At 61.5% G+C, this 15,231-nt stretch carries 14 protein-coding genes; 6 read left to right on the top strand and 8 right to left on the bottom strand.

The features are described 5' to 3' along the window. Positions 1 to 199: 199 nt before the first annotated feature. Positions 200 to 925: a 16S rRNA (uracil(1498)-N(3))-methyltransferase gene (locus E0L37_RS07700; RefSeq protein WP_133491176.1), complete on the bottom strand. Its 726-nt coding sequence runs from the start codon at positions 923 to 925 to the stop codon at positions 200 to 202. 116 nt (positions 926 to 1,041) lie between these two features. On the opposite strand from E0L37_RS07700, the gene E0L37_RS07695 reads away from it, so the two are divergent. The 3 genes from E0L37_RS07695 to E0L37_RS07685 are packed head-to-tail and all read left to right on the top strand — an operon-like array spanning position 1,042 to position 3,486. Beyond that, entirely contained in the window at positions 1,042 to 1,503 is a 462-nt protein-coding gene (locus E0L37_RS07695) for an NfeD family protein (protein ID WP_133491175.1), read from the top strand. Between the two features lie 10 nt (positions 1,504 to 1,513). Then, on the top strand, positions 1,514 to 2,473 hold the full coding sequence (locus tag E0L37_RS07690) for an SPFH domain-containing protein (protein ID WP_133491174.1): 960 nt from the start codon (positions 1,514 to 1,516) through the stop codon (positions 2,471 to 2,473). 2 nt (positions 2,474 to 2,475) lie between these two features. Then, positions 2,476 to 3,486: a YheT family hydrolase gene (locus E0L37_RS07685; protein WP_133491173.1), complete on the top strand. Its 1,011-nt coding sequence runs from the start codon at positions 2,476 to 2,478 to the stop codon at positions 3,484 to 3,486. Between the two features lie 239 nt (positions 3,487 to 3,725). On the opposite strand, the gene E0L37_RS07680 is transcribed toward E0L37_RS07685, so the two are convergent. The 7 genes from E0L37_RS07680 to E0L37_RS07650 form a co-directional block, all read right to left on the bottom strand. Continuing rightward, positions 3,726 to 5,045 carry a hypothetical protein gene (locus E0L37_RS07680; RefSeq protein ID WP_133491172.1) on the bottom strand — a complete coding sequence of 440 codons (1,320 nt, stop codon included), beginning with the start codon at positions 5,043 to 5,045 and terminating at the stop codon, positions 3,726 to 3,728. A gap of 1 nt (position 5,046) precedes the next feature. Further along, positions 5,047 to 5,691 (bottom strand): 3-oxoacid CoA-transferase subunit B, encoded by a 645-nt coding sequence (locus E0L37_RS07675; protein WP_022997438.1) that lies wholly within the window; start codon positions 5,689 to 5,691, stop codon positions 5,047 to 5,049. Beyond that, the gene (locus tag E0L37_RS07670; protein ID WP_133491171.1) at positions 5,688 to 6,368 is read right to left on the bottom strand and encodes a 3-oxoacid CoA-transferase subunit A; all 681 of its coding nucleotides are present in this window, start codon (positions 6,366 to 6,368) and stop codon (positions 5,688 to 5,690) included. The genes E0L37_RS07675 and E0L37_RS07670 overlap by 4 nt, the downstream gene beginning before the upstream one ends. 12 nt (positions 6,369 to 6,380) lie before the next feature. Further along, positions 6,381 to 8,330 carry a TRAP transporter permease gene (locus E0L37_RS07665; RefSeq protein ID WP_236563928.1) on the bottom strand — a complete coding sequence of 650 codons (1,950 nt, stop codon included), beginning with the start codon at positions 8,328 to 8,330 and terminating at the stop codon, positions 6,381 to 6,383. Positions 8,331 to 8,401: 71 nt separating this feature from the next. Then, positions 8,402 to 9,541 carry a TAXI family TRAP transporter solute-binding subunit gene (locus E0L37_RS07660; protein WP_133491170.1) on the bottom strand — a complete coding sequence of 380 codons (1,140 nt, stop codon included), beginning with the start codon at positions 9,539 to 9,541 and terminating at the stop codon, positions 8,402 to 8,404. 278 nt (positions 9,542 to 9,819) lie between these two features. After that, positions 9,820 to 10,611: an IclR family transcriptional regulator gene (locus E0L37_RS07655; RefSeq protein WP_133491169.1), complete on the bottom strand. Its 792-nt coding sequence runs from the start codon at positions 10,609 to 10,611 to the stop codon at positions 9,820 to 9,822. Between the two features lie 83 nt (positions 10,612 to 10,694). Further along, entirely contained in the window at positions 10,695 to 11,399 is a 705-nt protein-coding gene (locus E0L37_RS07650) for a TetR/AcrR family transcriptional regulator (RefSeq protein ID WP_133491168.1), read from the bottom strand. A 98-nt stretch (positions 11,400 to 11,497) separates the two neighbouring features. On the opposite strand from E0L37_RS07650, the gene E0L37_RS07645 reads away from it, so the two are divergent. The 3 genes from E0L37_RS07645 to E0L37_RS07635 all read left to right on the top strand — a co-directional run bounded on the left by E0L37_RS07645 (position 11,498) and on the right by E0L37_RS07635 (position 15,213). Beyond that, entirely contained in the window at positions 11,498 to 12,940 is a 1,443-nt protein-coding gene (locus E0L37_RS07645) for a coniferyl aldehyde dehydrogenase (protein ID WP_133491167.1), read from the top strand. Positions 12,941 to 13,019: 79 nt separating this feature from the next. Further along, on the top strand, positions 13,020 to 13,541 hold the full coding sequence (locus E0L37_RS07640; protein ID WP_133491166.1) for a twin-arginine translocation signal domain-containing protein: 522 nt from the start codon (positions 13,020 to 13,022) through the stop codon (positions 13,539 to 13,541). 55 nt (positions 13,542 to 13,596) lie between these two features. Beyond that, positions 13,597 to 15,213, top strand: a complete 1,617-nt coding sequence (locus E0L37_RS07635) for a GMC family oxidoreductase (RefSeq protein ID WP_133491165.1) — start codon at positions 13,597 to 13,599, stop codon at positions 15,211 to 15,213. The last annotated feature ends 18 nt before the right edge of the window (positions 15,214 to 15,231 follow it).

Genomic DNA, 15,231 nt, shown 5'->3' with positions numbered 1-15,231 from the left:
TTGCCTTCTGGGAATCAAAAGCCGTGCCAAATACTTGGATTTACAGAAAATACCGAGGGGAATGCGGAAATAGGGCGTGTTTACCTACCGCGAAGAATGGAAGTGCCAGATAAGAGGCACACCACGCAAAGAGAAAGCGTGCACAATGGCGGTATCGATGCCCTCATTTCGGGCGAGGAGAGTTCAAATGACGGGACCGTCAGGACAGCCAGGCCCATAAGGCCGCCAGCAATGCCACCGGCGCGGTTTCCGCTCGCAACACCCGACTGCCGAGGGCAAAGGCGGAGAACCCAGCCTGGAAAGCGCTGTCGAGTTCGTCGTCGTCGAATCCACCTTCCGGGCCGGTAAGCAGGGTCAGCTCGCTCTGCCTCCTCAGACTTTCCGGGGCAAACGGCTCACTCCCCGGATGAGCAATCAGTTTGAGCCCGGGCAACGGTCCGGCCAGCCAGTGTTTCAAGGGCATCGCGGCGAGAATCTCCGGCGGCCGGTTCAGTCCGCATTGCTCGCAGGCGCTGATCGCTACCTGCCGCCAGTGGTCGCGCTTCTTGTCTTGACGCTCGCCCTTCAGGCGAACTTCACAGCGGGCGGTATCCAGAATCCGGATACGGGCAACGCCCAGCTCGGTGGCTTTCTGGATGGCGTAGTCCATACGCTCGCCCTTGATCATCGGCAATCCCAGGGTCACCGCCAGCGGCGGCGTGCGTTCCATCGGGTCATGGGCCAGAGGCAGTACTTCCACCGTTTTCTTGCCAACCGAGCACAGCCGGGCACGCCATTCGCCACCGTGGCCGTTGAACAGCACCACTTCCTCACCCTCGGTCATGCGCAGTACCCGGGCGATATGCTGGCTGGCGTTGGCGCCCAACTGGCAGGGCCGGTCGAGGTGAAACTCCTGATCATCGAAGAATCGGCGCATTGAAGGCATCGGCGGATCCGTTAACACGAGGGCGGTTTTTGCGGTGCGCCTAGGCTACCATAGGGCACTTGTCAGGGGCGTCATTTCGCCGCCAAAAGCACACCAATTACAAGGGATTGAAACCTATGCCGGAATACAGTTACTGGATCATTCTCGGGTTGATTCTGATCATCGCGGAGTTTTTGATCTCCGGGCTACTGACCATTTTTCTCGGTCTGGCGGCGGTAATCGTCGGCATCCTGGTGTTTTTTGGTGTGCTCGATGACCTGACCTGGGAAATCACCACCTTCGCCGTCATCAGCCTGCTGTTGCTGGTGGGGGCGCGCCGCTATTTGCGCGCCTGGCTGTTCGGGCGCGAGGCCCAGTCCAAATCCATCGAGGACAGCGCCGGCCTGATCGGCTCCCGCGCCACCGTCGATCAGGATTTCGTGGACGGTATCGGCGCGGTACGATACCGCGGCGCCCGCTGGCAGGCACAATCGCCAGTGGCCTTGAAGACCGGGGAGATGGTGCGCATCACCAAACATGATGGACTCTGGCTCACGGTCGAGCCCTGGTCCAGCACTTCAACCGACAAGCAACCGTAAGGATTATATTATGCAAGGATTGATTATTTCCGCACTGATCGCCATCGGCGTCATCGTGCTACTGGGGATGACCATTCGTATCGTTCCGCAACGGAACGTCTACGTGGTGGAACGGCTCGGCAAATACCGCACATCTCTGGAAGCGGGCATGCATATTCTCATGCCGTTCATCGACAAAGTGGCCTACAAACATTCCCTGAAGGAAATCGTGCGCGACGTGCCGCGCCAGAGCTGTATCACCAAGGACAACATCGAAGTCTCCATCGACGGTGTCATGTACCTGCAAGTGATCGATCCCAAATCCGCCAGCTACGGCGTGGACGACTATGTCATGGCGGCCCAGCAGCTGGCGCAAACCACGCTGCGTTCGGTGATCGGTAAGATCGATCTGGACAAGACCTTCGAGGAACGCTCCGAAATCAACATGGAAGTGGTTCAGGCGGTGGACGAAGCGGCCCAGCCCTGGGGCGTGAAGGTTCTGCGTTACGAAGTGGCGGACATCAACCTGCCGGCTTCCATCAAGGACGCCATGGAGAAACAGGTCCGCGCCGAGCGGGAACGGCGCGCGGTGGTGGCGGAGTCCGAAGGGGATCGTCAGGCCGCGATCAACCGCTCCGAAGGTGACCGCCAGGCGGCGATCAACCGCTCCGAGGGTGAGAAGCAGGAGATGATCAACATCTCCGAAGGTGAAAAGATGAAGCAAATCAACGAGGCGGAAGGTCGCGCCCGGCAGATCGAGCTGATCGCCCAGGCCACCGCCACCGGTTTGCGTGAAGTGGCCACGGCAGTGAAGGAAGACGGCGGCGAGGAAGCCGTCAGCCTGCGCATCGCCGAACAGTACGTGAGCGCCTTCGAGAAGCTGGCGAAGGAGTCCACCACGCTGTTGCTGCCGTCCAATCTGAGCGATGTGGGCGGTACCGTCGCCGGTCTGCAGAAAGTGCTGAAGACCATCGACAGAACCCAGCCCTGAGCATGACTTCCGCCGCTTTCCGGGCCCCCTGGTGGGCCCGTTCCCCCCACCTGCAGACACTGTGGGGGCCGCTGTTGCGCCGCACCAGGGCGCCAGCGCGGCGGCGGGAAGTGCTGCCGCTGGCGGACGGCGATCATCTGCTGCTGGACTGGTGCGGCCCGTCTCCGGACGGACAGCTTCCAGTCCTGCTGCTACAACATGGCCTGTCCGGTTCCAGCGATTCCCATTACATCATCGGCATCCAGCGGCGCCTGCTCGACCTGGGCCTGCCGTCGGTGGCGGCCAATGGCCGTGGCGCCCTGGCTCCCAATGATACCGCCAGGTCTTATCACGCCGGAGAGATCGATGATCTCAACGCGGTGATCGAGCACGTCCACGGGCTTGCCGGGGGAGCACCGGTACTGGCGCTGGGGGTCTCCCTCGGGGCTTCACGATTGCTCAACTGGCTGGCCCTGGCGGACTCCGGCAAGCTGGACGGCGCGCTGGCGATCTGTGCGCCACTGCGACTGGCGAACAGCGCCGACCATATGGATCAGGGCCTGTCGCGAATTTATCGCAACCATCTGATCAAGACCCTGCTGGTTACGCTCGACGCCCAGGAGCGGCATTTGAGCACGGTGAACCCGGAACAGGCGGCGATCCTGGCTGGCCTCGACCGCACCGGCATCCGCTCCTTCTGGGACTTTGACGGCCGGATCGTCGCGCCCCTGTATGGTTTCCGGGATGCCGCCGACTACTACGCGCAATGCTCCGCCGGGACCCGCCTTGGGGCGATTCGCACTCCCACCTGGCTGCTTCAGGCGCGGGACGACCCGTTCATGACCGAGGCCAGCCTGCCCCGACAGCGGGATCTCAGTGACGCGGTGACGCTGGAAGTGGCCGAACACGGTGGCCATGTGGGGTTTGTTCAGGGTTCCATGCGGCGCCCGCATTATTGGCTGGAGGAACGGGCCGAGGCTTTCGTCCGCGCGTTTTCATCTGATCATCAAAGCGTATCGGCCGCTGCCGGCTGAACGCTATTCACACGGGATCGTGATCCACGGACCATTGCTGTCCCATAAATTTGGGAAGCCCTGGCATCTGGCCGCTAAACCCTTGTTCGTTCCCGGCCTGTTGACCTTGTAGACATGAATTTCCAACGTATTCGCTGACTTGCCAGCGAATGGGCGTCTAGACGTAGCGGAATGTTGCGTGTAAGCAGGCTGGCCCATAACTGCGGGACACCAATGATCCACAGACCACGGCTTGCCGTTCACGGCATCAGCACCACGGTGAGCAAAGCGGCCAGCCCGCCGCTCAAGACCAGCCAGCAGGCGGACAACCCCAGGTTCCAGCGGAACGCGGCGACCCGGGCGTCGTAGCCGGTGAGCCGTTCCATCAATAGCGAATTGGCGGAATAGGGTGTCCCCGTGGCGCACTGGGCCCAGCCACTGACGATCGCCAGCCCCAGACCGACATACGCTTCCGGCGGCCATACCGGCCCCATCACGCCGCCGGCCAAAGTACCCATTATGATCGGGTTGAGTCCGAGCTGGCCGCCACCGAAGAACAGAAACGGCACCACGAAGGCCACCAGAGGGTAGCCCCAGTCCGGTAGCGAGAACGCCTCCCCCAGAGAATGCAGCACCAGCAAACTGATCAGCGCGCCCAGAAACGATGAGCCGCCCATGATCACCACTTCGTTGGCCAGCGGCGCCATGGTCGGCAGCGATACCCGTTCCCCGCGCCAGCGCTCGCGCACCATCAGCAGGATGACCGCGATCAGGCAGCTCAGAGTGACCGCTTTCGAGTAACGCAAATCCAGCAGACCGTTGAACAGCAGCGTCACCATCCAGATCGCGGTGACCACCGCGCCGAAGCGCAGCCAAGGCATCAGCATACTGTCTTTACTGTCGTCGCCGCCGACCGGTTTTTCCGCCTCCCGGAACAAAGCGCCGCTGGCCAGATAGACCATCGCCAACGGCACGCTGATCGCCAGCAACTCCCAGGAATGCAGGCCCACGAGGTAGGTCAGGGTGGTGACCACGGAGATCGACAGCGGGGAGAACATTGGCGAGGCACCATAGCCACGCAGCACACCACGGGCGGCGTTGCGCGCCATGGCCGAATCACCATGGCTCCGCACCTGCTGGTCGACCATCGAGCCGATCAGCCCCACCGAACCGAAGTTGAGCGGCACGGAAAGGAAGGCCGTGCCAAAAGTGATGCTGTAATAGCGGGGCAGGGGCCGGCCGCTGAACAGGCCGGCGGAAATCCGCTTCAGATCCGGTGAGCGGCCCAGCACCGCCGCCAATAACATCATGGTGACAATCAGCGCGGTCAGGCGAATCATGGCGGTGGCGGCCAACACCAAGGAGTGCGGTGCCACCAACAGCGCCGCCAGCAATGACAGCAGCACCAGCGTCAACAGACCCCGCGCCACCATCCGCAGCTCACTCCAGGCCAGGGTCACCGCCACCAGCGCGGCGGCGGTGCCCGCCAGATTCACGGCCGGCCAGGCCGGCAGCAGACCTGCGACCAGGGCCGCGTAGGTCAGCCCCGACCGCCAGCGAAGCCGCGCCGCCGTCGACACGTCAGCTCAGCGCCGGCAACAGCGTCGCGCCGGTCAGCGCCTGCACCTCGTCGAAGGTGTTGTCACCGTGCAGTTGACGTACCCGCAGCCCTTGGTCGGTCACGTCCAGCACCGCCAGATCGGTGTAGATGCGTTTCACCACGGCGGCGCCGGTGAGCGGATAGTTACAGCTTTCCAGGATCTTCGGCTCGCCGCTCTTGGTGGTGTGACTCATGATCACAAACACCTGCTTGGCGCCCACCGCCAGATCCATGGCCCCACCCACCGCCGGCGGGTAAGTGTCGTTATTGGTGGCCCAGTTGGCCAGGTCGCCTTTCTCCGACACCTGGAAGGCCCCCAGTACCGCCAGATCCAAATGGCCGCCGCGCATCATGGCGAAGGATTCCGCGTTGTCGAAGTAGGCGCCGCCGGGCAGCAGAGTGACGAACTGTTTGCCGGCGTTGATCAAATCCGGGTCTTCCTCGCCAGGCGCCGGCGCCGGGCCGACACCGAGGATGCCATTCTCGCTCTGGTAGATCACCTGCCGGTCGTCGCTGACGTAGTTCGCTACCATGGTGGGCATGCCGATGCCCAGATTCACGTAGGCGCCATCAGGAATGTCCTGGGCCACGCGCTCGGCGATTTCCGCTGGTTTAAGCCGCATCATTCCGCCACTCCTTTCATGCCATGTGCCACGACCCGATCCACGAAGATACCCGGGGTCACGATGCATTCCGGGTCGAGATCGCCCACTGCGTCCACCCGTTCCACTTCAGCCACCGTCAGTGCGGCGGCGGTGGCCATGGGCGGGTTGAAGTTACGGCCAGCCGTGTTGTAAATCAGGTTGCCCCAGGCATCCGCCCGTTGCGCCTTGATCAGGGCGACGTCGGCGGGCAGGGCGGTTTCCAGTACGTAGCCACGGCCATTGATTACTTTGGTTTCCTTGCCCTCGGCCAGGCGGGTGCCGTAACCGGTAGGCGTATAGAAACCGCCAATGCCGGCGCCAGCGGCGCGGATCCGTTCCGCCAGGGTGCCCTGGGGCACCAGTTCCAGTTCGATGGCGCCCTCTTCATAAAGGCGCTCGAACCAGACGGAACCGGCGGAGCGCGGGAACGAACAGACGATCTTGCGCACCAGACGGTCTTTCAGCAGGGAGGCGATACCCTCGTCGCCCACCCCGGCGTTATTGGAGATCACGGTCAGGTCCCGGGCACCATGTTGGCGCAGGGCCTCGATCAGTTGCAGGGGAAAACCGGAACTGCCGAAGCCGCCGATCATCACCGAATCACCATCCTTGACGTCGGCCACCGCCGACGCGAAGGAATCCCAGACTTTATTGATCACGTTCTTTCACCTTTACGATTCACGCGTGGAAGTCACCGCCACCGCCTTGAACAAACGCCGGCTCAGATACACCAACGCCAGCAAACCGAACCCGGTCACGTCGGTGATCGGTTCCGGATATATCAGCAAAGCGCCCGCCACGATCAGTACGATCCGCTGCAGCATCGTCAGCACGCCGACACGGTAGAGGTACCCTTCCATGGCGGAGGCCAACAGCCAGATGGCGGTGATCGCGGTCACCGTGGACAACAGAATCTTGCTCCACTCGCCCTGCAGAATGAGGGACGGGTTGAGCACGAACAGGAACGGCAGGACAAACAGAATCGCCCCCAACCGCATGGCGTACACACCGGTCTTGGTGGCATTGGCATCGGCCACGCCCGCGGCGGTGATGGCGGCCAGAGCCACCGGCGGGGTGACGTAGGACATCATGCCCCAGTACAGAATGAACAGGTGGCTGGCCAGCGGATTGAGACCGGCATTGACCAGGGCCGGCGCCAGCAAAATGGACAGGAAGATATAACAGGCACTGACGGTCATCCCCATGCCGAGAATGAAGCTGGTAACGGCACCCGCCGCCAGCATCAACGGCACACTGCCGCCGGCGTACAGCAACAACTCGCGGGAAAAAGCCCCCGCCACGCCGGTATAGGAAAGACCGCCGACCACCAGGCCGATACCGGCCAGGATCGCCACCAGATTGGAAACGCTCAGCGTCAGATCCTGAATCATGGTTTTCGCGCGGGTCCAGTTCAGACGATGGCTGCGCTTGAACATGGAAATACCGAGCAGTACCAGCGCGGCGTAATAAGGCGCGTAGGCCTCCAGACGCATCACCAGCAGCATGTAGATCAACGCCACCAGGCTGAACAGATAGGGCCAGCCGTCCTTCAGTGTTTCCTTGAGGCTGGGAATTTCCGACTCCGGTAACCCTTTGAGACCACGCTTGGCGGCGTAATTGTCCACCTGGAAAATCAGCGCCAGGTAGAACAGAAGGGCCGGCAGGAAAGCGGCGATCATGATCTCGGAGTAGGGGACACCAAGGAACGACGCCATGATGAACGCCACCGCGCCCATGATTGGCGGCATCAGAGTCCCGCCAGTGGAAGCACACGCCTCCACGGCACCGGCATAGTGTGCCGGATAGCCGGTTTTCTTCATGGTCGGAATGGTGATCGGACCGGTGGTGAGAATGTTGGAAATCACACTGCCGGACAAACTGCCGAGAATGCCACTGGAAAGCACCGCCACCTTGGCCGGTCCACCCCGGCTACGTCCCATCAGGGCGGTGGCGAAGCGCATGAAGAATTCACCGCCACCCGTGGCGGTGAGCGCCGCGCCGAACACGACGAAACCGATCACCAGTTGCGCCACCACCTGCATCGGAATACCGATGATGCTTTCCACGCCGATCACATGGGAGCGGATGGTTTCGGCGAAACCGTATTGATTCCCCCAAAGGAAACCGGGCATGTGATCCGCATAGAGGGGGAAACTGCCGAACAACAGGGCCACCGCCAGCAGCGGCCAGCCGCCGCAGCGGCGCACGCCTTCCAGCACCAGCACCAGCAGAATGCCGGAAAACACGGTGGCCTCGGTGGGCGCCATGAAGTCCCAGCCTTCCTGAATCATGACCAACCCGTGGTGCCCCAGATAACCACACGACATCAGCGCCGCCAGCGCCAGAATCCAGTCGTACCAGGACACCCGCTCGCGAGCACCGGACCAGGCCGGGAAAGTAATGAAGGCCGCCGCCAGGAACAGGCCGATCAGGTAGTACAGATACGCATTACCCAGTGGCTTGAAGCCAAGCAGCTCCAGATCGAAGGTTTGATTAATGGCCATCAACAGACCCAGGGTACCCAGGGTCATGACCAGCCAATAGGCCGGCCCGCGCAAACGGGAGGAAGGAGCACCGGCCTCCTGGCTGTGCTCTTGGGAAGCATCCGCGGACGTCGTCATGGAGGGACTCCGGAAATAACATGATGGAACCCGGGGCGGGCTCCCTTTCCGCCCCGGAATTCAGAGAAGGATCAGAGGGAATTGAGTGCCTGAGTACGGATACGATCCCAGATCGCGGCGAACTCTTCGTCGCTCTTGCCATCGCCTTCGGCCACGGCTTTCTGCCAGGCGTCACGCAATGCATTCAGGCGTTTGATGCGGGCGTCGTTCCAGGCCTGGGCCTCGTCGGTCCAGACGCCTTTTTCCTTCAAGTAACGGATGGCGCCTTCATGGAAGGGCGCGTCCGCCGCCGGCACACCAGCCTGTTTCAGGTCCCAGCGCGGCATTACCGAGGTGGCGTCCTTGTACAGGTCATAGGTTTCATCCAGCGCCTTGGTGAAGGCGTACACCAGATCCGCGTCGCTATCGGAGCGGACCACCAGCACCGGGTAACGGTAGGCCAGGATGTCCACCGGGTTTTCCTTGCTGATACCGGCGCCCACGGTTTCCGTGTAGGGCTGGAAGAACGGCGCTACCGCGCGCAGGCGTTTCCAGCCTTCCGCGTCATCGGCGGGCACTTCCAACCAACGGATACCACGGGGGGATTGCTCCAGCTCGTACACGTGGCTGGGCGTGGTGGTGGTACAGGACGCGTCGGCCTCGTTACGCGCCAGGGAACTCATGGCGTTGGCGTAGGTGGGGAACATCTTCGCGTCGACGTCATCCCGGGTCAGGCCGGCGAACGCCAGGAAGGCATCGCATTTGACGTTGATGGACGGGTTGCCCGCCACATAGGCGAAACGCTTGCCCTTGAGATCCTGCAGCGTATGAATGTCGGCATCCGCGGCGGTGAAGATACCGAACGAGGAAGGACGACCAGCCACCACCCGAAGATCTTGCGGTCCCCAACGGCGGGTGGAGAAATCATGGATCCCTTCACTGGCGAAGAACGTCTCCGTGGCCAGGAAGCCAATGTCGGCGCGCTTGCTCAGCACCGGTTGCAGACGACCAATGGAAGAGCCGGAAGGCTGGATACGGATACGGGTGCCGAATTTCTTGCCGAACGCATCGGCAATGGCGGACGCTTCGGCGTAGCCGGCGGAACCCACGTCATAGGAGGACCAGGTCATGGATTTGGGCAGTTCCGCGGCGTTGGCGCCGGCGGTCAGGGCCAAACCACCCCCAATCATGATAGAGGCGAAAAATCGACGCAGGCGAGTCGATGAAGTCATAAGCATCTCCGAGGATTGTTTTTTTGCGGCCGTCGTGGACGGCGTCAAAATCGTGCGTGACGATTCAGGGGCATCCCGCCCGGCTCAGGAGGGCCATCCTCATACCGGAGAGAATTCCGGCATCGGCCCTTTGCGAAAACTAGTCGGTCACTCCGGTTGGAGTCAATAAATTTTCCCAAATTCAAATAAAAAATTCTCGCATTTCAAGAAATGATCAGGAAACTGGTCACAAATGCGCCACAATATAAGCACTTATTTGTTTATCGGCCTGGTCAGTATCATTCCTGCAAACGGGATATTTCGTTCCGGATCACGTCGATCACCATGCGTCGACGCTCGTCGCTCATCCGCGACACCACCGAGGCCACACTGACCGCCACGTCCTGACCGGAGCCGGGCACCCGGAACGCCACCCCCAAGGCCGCCACTTCCGGGATGATGCGGCCATTGTTGAAAGCAAAACCGTCGCGCCGGTATTCCAGCAGCCACTGGCGCACCTCCGACAAGGTGATGCCCGAATAGCGCTCGTAGCGATCTTGATTGAGCAGCAGCATGCGGTCGCCTTCCTCCACCGACAGGGAGGCCAGCAGCGAACAGGAACCGGCTCCGATCCCCAGCGGCCGACGGGCTCCGACCATCAGCGTGTTGGCACTGATCGGGTAGGTACCTTCGGAGAGGTCGATGCACACCGAGTCCCGATTGGAACGGATCGACAGGTAAGTGGACTCCTCGGTGCGTCGCGAGATATTTTTGAGCATCGGTCTCAGCCGTTGCCGCAGCTGCAGATCCGGCGCCACCGCCTGGGCGGATTCGGCGATATCGAGCAATTCGAAGCCCACATGATAAGTCTTCACATAGGGATCGAAGGTCAGCAACCCTTCGTGGGTGAGGGCGGTCAGCAACCGATGGGCGGTCGCGGTGTTCATTCCCACCTCCCGCGCAATGCGTGACAGCGTGCCGCCGGTGGGGAAAGTGCGCGCGACCGTACGCAACAACAACGATGCCTTGGCCAGAGTGGTGCTGGTGGCGGGCTTGGCCTTCTTGGCGGTGGTGGTTCGGACTGAGCTCATGGGACTCCGCGGCGGCATATTTTCTCGTTATACGTGAATTTTATCTCGCATAACGATAGCCATTACCCCGCGATCTGCCAAGCTCAGCCGTTCGACGCCTCCCTGACAGAGGCATCGAATGCCGTGAACAGCAGGTTCTCCGTGCTGTCGCCAACCCGGAATTCCGCCTTCATGGCATCCAGATGGTCCAAAGCTTCTCCCCGCAAATAGGGCGCCTCCAGGCATACGATCTGGTAAATACCCTGGCGCAACAGCGCCCGGTCCAGGCTCTCATTCTCGGCGGCGGCGGGGTTGAGGCCATGGGTCAGGCCCGGCCACGACATCGCCAGAACCCAGGTATTCACCATCAGGGCGCGCAGGTCCTCATCACTGGCTTCGATCAGACCGCTGGCCCGCAGTCCCTGATAAATATGCAGCCCGCGCTCCATGCCATCTTGCACGAACCTCGTGTATTCAGCGCGTAACTCCGGGTCCTGGTGGAGAAAATGCGGTAAATCCCGGTGCAGGAACCGGCCCTGCCACATCGACTCAAGAATCCCCTGCAGGTAATGCATCTTGTCCTGCCAGGTCAGTTCCCCCCGGGGGGGTGGCAACCATTCCCAGATCTGTTGGCGATAGCGCTCGAACAACGCCGCCACGATCGCCGTCTTGTTACGGAAGTGATAATACAGGTTGCCGGGACTGATCCCGAGGGCTTCAGCGATGTGGTTGGTGGTGACATTGCGCTCGCCATGGCGATTAAACAGGTCCAGGGCGGTGTCCAGAATGCGCGTCTTCGTGCCAGTCATACGGGGCCAATCCAATCAAAGGGGAAACACGGGGTTGACCTCTAGAGTAATTACTCTAAAAATCCCAATCAGTCCAATAACAATCCAAGAGGTGCATTATGGTCGCGGAAATCAAGGAGCTCAAAACCGATCAGGCGCAGATAACGCGCATGAACACCTTGTTCGAAGCCCAGCGGACCGCTTTCCGCCGTCAGCCCTATCCATCCGTGGAAGAGCGCCGTCAGGCCATCCTGCGCCTCAAACCCATGCTGTTGGATCACCAGGATGAAATCATCGAAGCGCTGCGCCAGGATTTCGGCAACCGCGCCGCCGATGAAACCAAGCTGGCGGAGTTGCTCACCAGCGTCGAGGGGATCAAGTACCACGCCAAGAAAGTCGCCAAATGGATGAAACCCAGCCGCCGCAAGGTCGGCGCGCCGCAATGGCCGGGCAAGGCCTGGGTGGAATATCAGCCGGTGGGTGTGGTCGGTGTGATCGTGCCCTGGAATTACCCCGTGTATCTGGCCATCGGCCCTCTGCTGGCGGCGCTGGCGGCAGGCAACCGGGTGATGATCAAGATGAGCGAATCCACCCCGGCCACCGGTGCTCTGCTGCAACGACTGATCGCCGACACCTTCCCGGAAGATCAAGTGGCGGTGGTCAACGGCGAAGTGGACGTGGCGGCGGCGTTTTCCGCGTTGCCATTCGATCATCTGCTGTTCACCGGCTCCACTTCCGTGGGCCGGCACATCCTGCGCGCCGCCGCGGAAAATCTGACACCGGTGACGTTGGAGCTGGGCGGCAAGAGCCCCTGCATCATCGGTGAGGATTTCCCGATGAACGAAGCGGTGGAGCGTATCGCCTTTGGTAAATGCCTGAACAGCGGCCAGACTTGTGTGGCGCCGGACTATATTCTTTGCCCCGAGCAGCGGGTGGAGGAATTCGTTGAACAGTGGCGCGCGCAGATCGGCAAGCTGTATCCGACCATGGCGGAAAACCCGGACTACACCAGCATCATCAACGATCGCCAGTACCAGCGCCTGCAGGGTTACCTGCGCGACGCGGAAGAGAAAGGCGCCCGTATCATCGGCATCAACCCCGCCAATGAGGATCTCGGCGACAGCCGCAAGCTGCCGCACACTCTGGTGCTGAACATCACCGACGACATGAAAATCGCCCAGGACGAAATCTTCGGCCCCTTGATGCTGGTGATTCCGTACAAGGGACTTGATCAGGCCCTGGACTACGTCAATGACCGTCCCCGTCCACTGGCGTTGTACTACTTCGACTGGAACAGCGGCAACGCGCAATACGTGCTGCGCAACACTCACGCCGGCGGCGTCTGCATCAATGACACCGTCAGTCACGTGGGCGTGGATGACATGCCGTTCGGCGGGGTCGGCCCTTCAGGCATGGGGCACTACCATGGCCACGAAGGCTTCCTGACCTTCTCCAAGGCCAAAGGGGTCTATCGCAAGGGCAAGTTCAACGGCACCAAGCATATCCTGCCGCCCTACGGCCGGGGCATGCACCGTTTCATCTATAAATACCTGCTCAAGTAACGGCTCGGCGGGCGTGACTTTTCAGTGACGCCCGCCCGCGATAACAAGCACAACAACACAACCAGGATGGAAACCGGGAATGGATCGTCGCGACTTTCTCAAACTCAGCGCCGGTGCCAGTGTCATGCTGACGGCGGGGTCAAGTCTGGCCCTGTTGACCGGCTGCAGCCGTAACGACGGGCCGGCACACGGCTACCGCCACCTGCGCTCCCAGGACGTCACCCTGCTCAGACCGCTGGCCCGGGTCTTGCTGGCACCAGCCCTGACGGCGGCGGAGGCCACCGCCGATCAGGCGCTGATGGCCTTTGATGATCTTCTTGACGGCGGCATGCCCGGCACCCGCGGTGCCGTATTCGAATTGCTGGATTTGTTGCAGTTGGCCCCCGGACGCTGGTACCTCACGGGCACCTGGAAGCACTTCGCCGAACAAACCGAAGAGCAGCTCCGCGCCACCCTGGATCATTGGTCACGCAGTGAAAGCGAGCTGCCGCGGGCCGCGTTCCAGGGTCTCACCAAACCGATCCATATGGGCTGGTACGTCAAACCGGATGCCGCGCGCACCACCGGGTACCCCGGCCCGCCGAAGAAGATTGTCATGTGAACAGGCCCCAAACCACCGCACCCAGCTGAAAACAAAAAAGCATATAGGTATCGCCATGCAGGATTTATCCACCTTGCCGATCAGCGGCATCAAGGATCTCTGGAAAACCGGTATCGCCGAAGGCTGGCACGCCCTGGATGGCCAGACCATCACCGAAAACCGCACCCTGGAAGCCGACGTGATCATCGTCGGCACCGGTGCCGGCGGCGGCGTCAGCGCGGAGGTGCTCACCCAGCACGGCCTCACCGTTATCCTGTTGGAAGCCGGCCAGTTACGCAGTTCCGACGACTTTATTCTTGATGAGGGCAAGGCCTACCACGACCTCTATCAAGAAGGCGCCATGCGTGCCACCAAGGATGCCGGCATGACCATCCTGCAAGGTCGCACCGTGGGCGGCACCACCGTGGTCAACTGGACCAGCAGTTTCCGCACGCCACGCCAGACACTGGACTATTGGCGGGACCGGTTCGGTGTTACCGAGCTGGACCGGGAAGCGCTCAATCCCTGGTTCGAAAGGATGGAACAGCGCCTCAACATCAGCAAATGGGCGATGCCTCCGAACGCCAATAACGCCGTCATCAAGAAGGGATGCGAAAAACTGGGATGGCACTGGGGCATCATCCCGCGCAATGTAAGCGGCTGCTGGAATATCGGTTACTGCGGCATGGGCTGTCCCACCGATGCCAAGCAATCCATGCTGGTCACCACCCTGCCAGCGGCCATGAAGGAAGGCGCCACCTTGCTCCACAGCACCCGCGCCGAACGCCTGCTGATGGAGGGCGACAAGGTCGTGGGGGTGGAAGCGCGGCCCTTGAATAAGGACAAGGAGCCCACCGGCGCCACCCTCACGCTGAAAGCGCGGGCCGTGGTGGTCTCCGGCGGCGGTATTCAAAGCCCGGCACTGTTGTTGCGCTCGGATGCTCCGGATCCGGAAAAACGGATCGGCAAGCGCACCTTCCTGCACCCCACCAGCTTTACTTTCGGTCGTTACGAAGAGGAAGTGGCGCCCTACTATGGCGCGCCACAATCACTGTATTCCGACGAGTTTGTCTTCAAATACGGCGTAGACGGCCCCGGCGGCTACAAGCTGGAGATGATGCCGCTGCACCCGGGCCTGGCCGGTGCCCTGATCGGTGGCATCGGTGATCAGGCCAGGCAAGAGATCGCCGGTCTGCCCCATCTGGCGGCCTCCATCGCGCTGGTGCGCGACGGCTTCCATGAAAACAGCGAAGGCGGTTCGGTGGAGTTACGCGACAATGGCGAACCCGTGCTGGACTACCCGGTGAACGCGTACCTGCTGGAAGCAGTGAAACGATCTCATCTGACCCAGGTGGAAATGCAATTCGCCGCCGGTGCCAAGACGGTCCGGCCCGGCCATTCCCACGCGCCACACTACCGCGACTGGGATGAGGCCCGGCAGGGCATGGAAACCCTGGAATACGCGCCCTTTATCACCGCCCTGGGCAGCGCCCACGTGATGGGCGGGTGCGCCATGGGCAGTGATGAGAAATACTGTCTGGTCAACAGCGATGGCGGCTACAAGTACCTGGACAATCTGTATGTCATCGACGGCTCGGTGTTCCCCACCAGTCTCGGGGTGAACCCACAGCTCACCATCTACGGCATCAGTGCGCGCAACGCCACCGCCCTGGCGGAAAAGCTCGGCGCCTGAAGGCATCAACCGCCGCGG

Source organism: Alcanivorax sp. 24 (assembly GCF_004360225.1).
GTDB classification, from domain to species: Bacteria; Pseudomonadota; Gammaproteobacteria; order Pseudomonadales; family Alcanivoracaceae; genus Alloalcanivorax; species Alloalcanivorax xiamenensis.
This window is presented reverse-complemented; position numbering and strand designations above follow the sequence as displayed.

Bases quoted from the DNA above. Each gene is read 5' to 3' on its own strand.
- E0L37_RS07700 (WP_133491176.1), bottom strand. From the start codon at position 925: ATGCCTTCAATGCGCCGATTCTTCGATGATCAGGAGTTTCACCTCGAC.
- E0L37_RS07695 (WP_133491175.1), top strand. From the start codon at position 1,042: ATGCCGGAATACAGTTACTGGATCATTCTCGGGTTGATTCTGATCATC.
- E0L37_RS07690 (WP_133491174.1), top strand. From the start codon at position 1,514: ATGCAAGGATTGATTATTTCCGCACTGATCGCCATCGGCGTCATCGTG.
- E0L37_RS07685 (WP_133491173.1), top strand. From the start codon at position 2,476: ATGACTTCCGCCGCTTTCCGGGCCCCCTGGTGGGCCCGTTCCCCCCAC.
- E0L37_RS07675 (WP_022997438.1), bottom strand. From the start codon at position 5,691: ATGATGCGGCTTAAACCAGCGGAAATCGCCGAGCGCGTGGCCCAGGAC.
- E0L37_RS07665 (WP_236563928.1), bottom strand. From the start codon at position 8,330: ATGACGACGTCCGCGGATGCTTCCCAAGAGCACAGCCAGGAGGCCGGT.
- E0L37_RS07660 (WP_133491170.1), bottom strand. From the start codon at position 9,541: ATGACTTCATCGACTCGCCTGCGTCGATTTTTCGCCTCTATCATGATT.
- E0L37_RS07655 (WP_133491169.1), bottom strand. From the start codon at position 10,611: ATGAGCTCAGTCCGAACCACCACCGCCAAGAAGGCCAAGCCCGCCACC.
- E0L37_RS07650 (WP_133491168.1), bottom strand. From the start codon at position 11,399: ATGACTGGCACGAAGACGCGCATTCTGGACACCGCCCTGGACCTGTTT.
- E0L37_RS07645 (WP_133491167.1), top strand. From the start codon at position 11,498: ATGGTCGCGGAAATCAAGGAGCTCAAAACCGATCAGGCGCAGATAACG.
- E0L37_RS07640 (WP_133491166.1), top strand. From the start codon at position 13,020: ATGGATCGTCGCGACTTTCTCAAACTCAGCGCCGGTGCCAGTGTCATG.
- E0L37_RS07635 (WP_133491165.1), top strand. From the start codon at position 13,597: ATGCAGGATTTATCCACCTTGCCGATCAGCGGCATCAAGGATCTCTGG.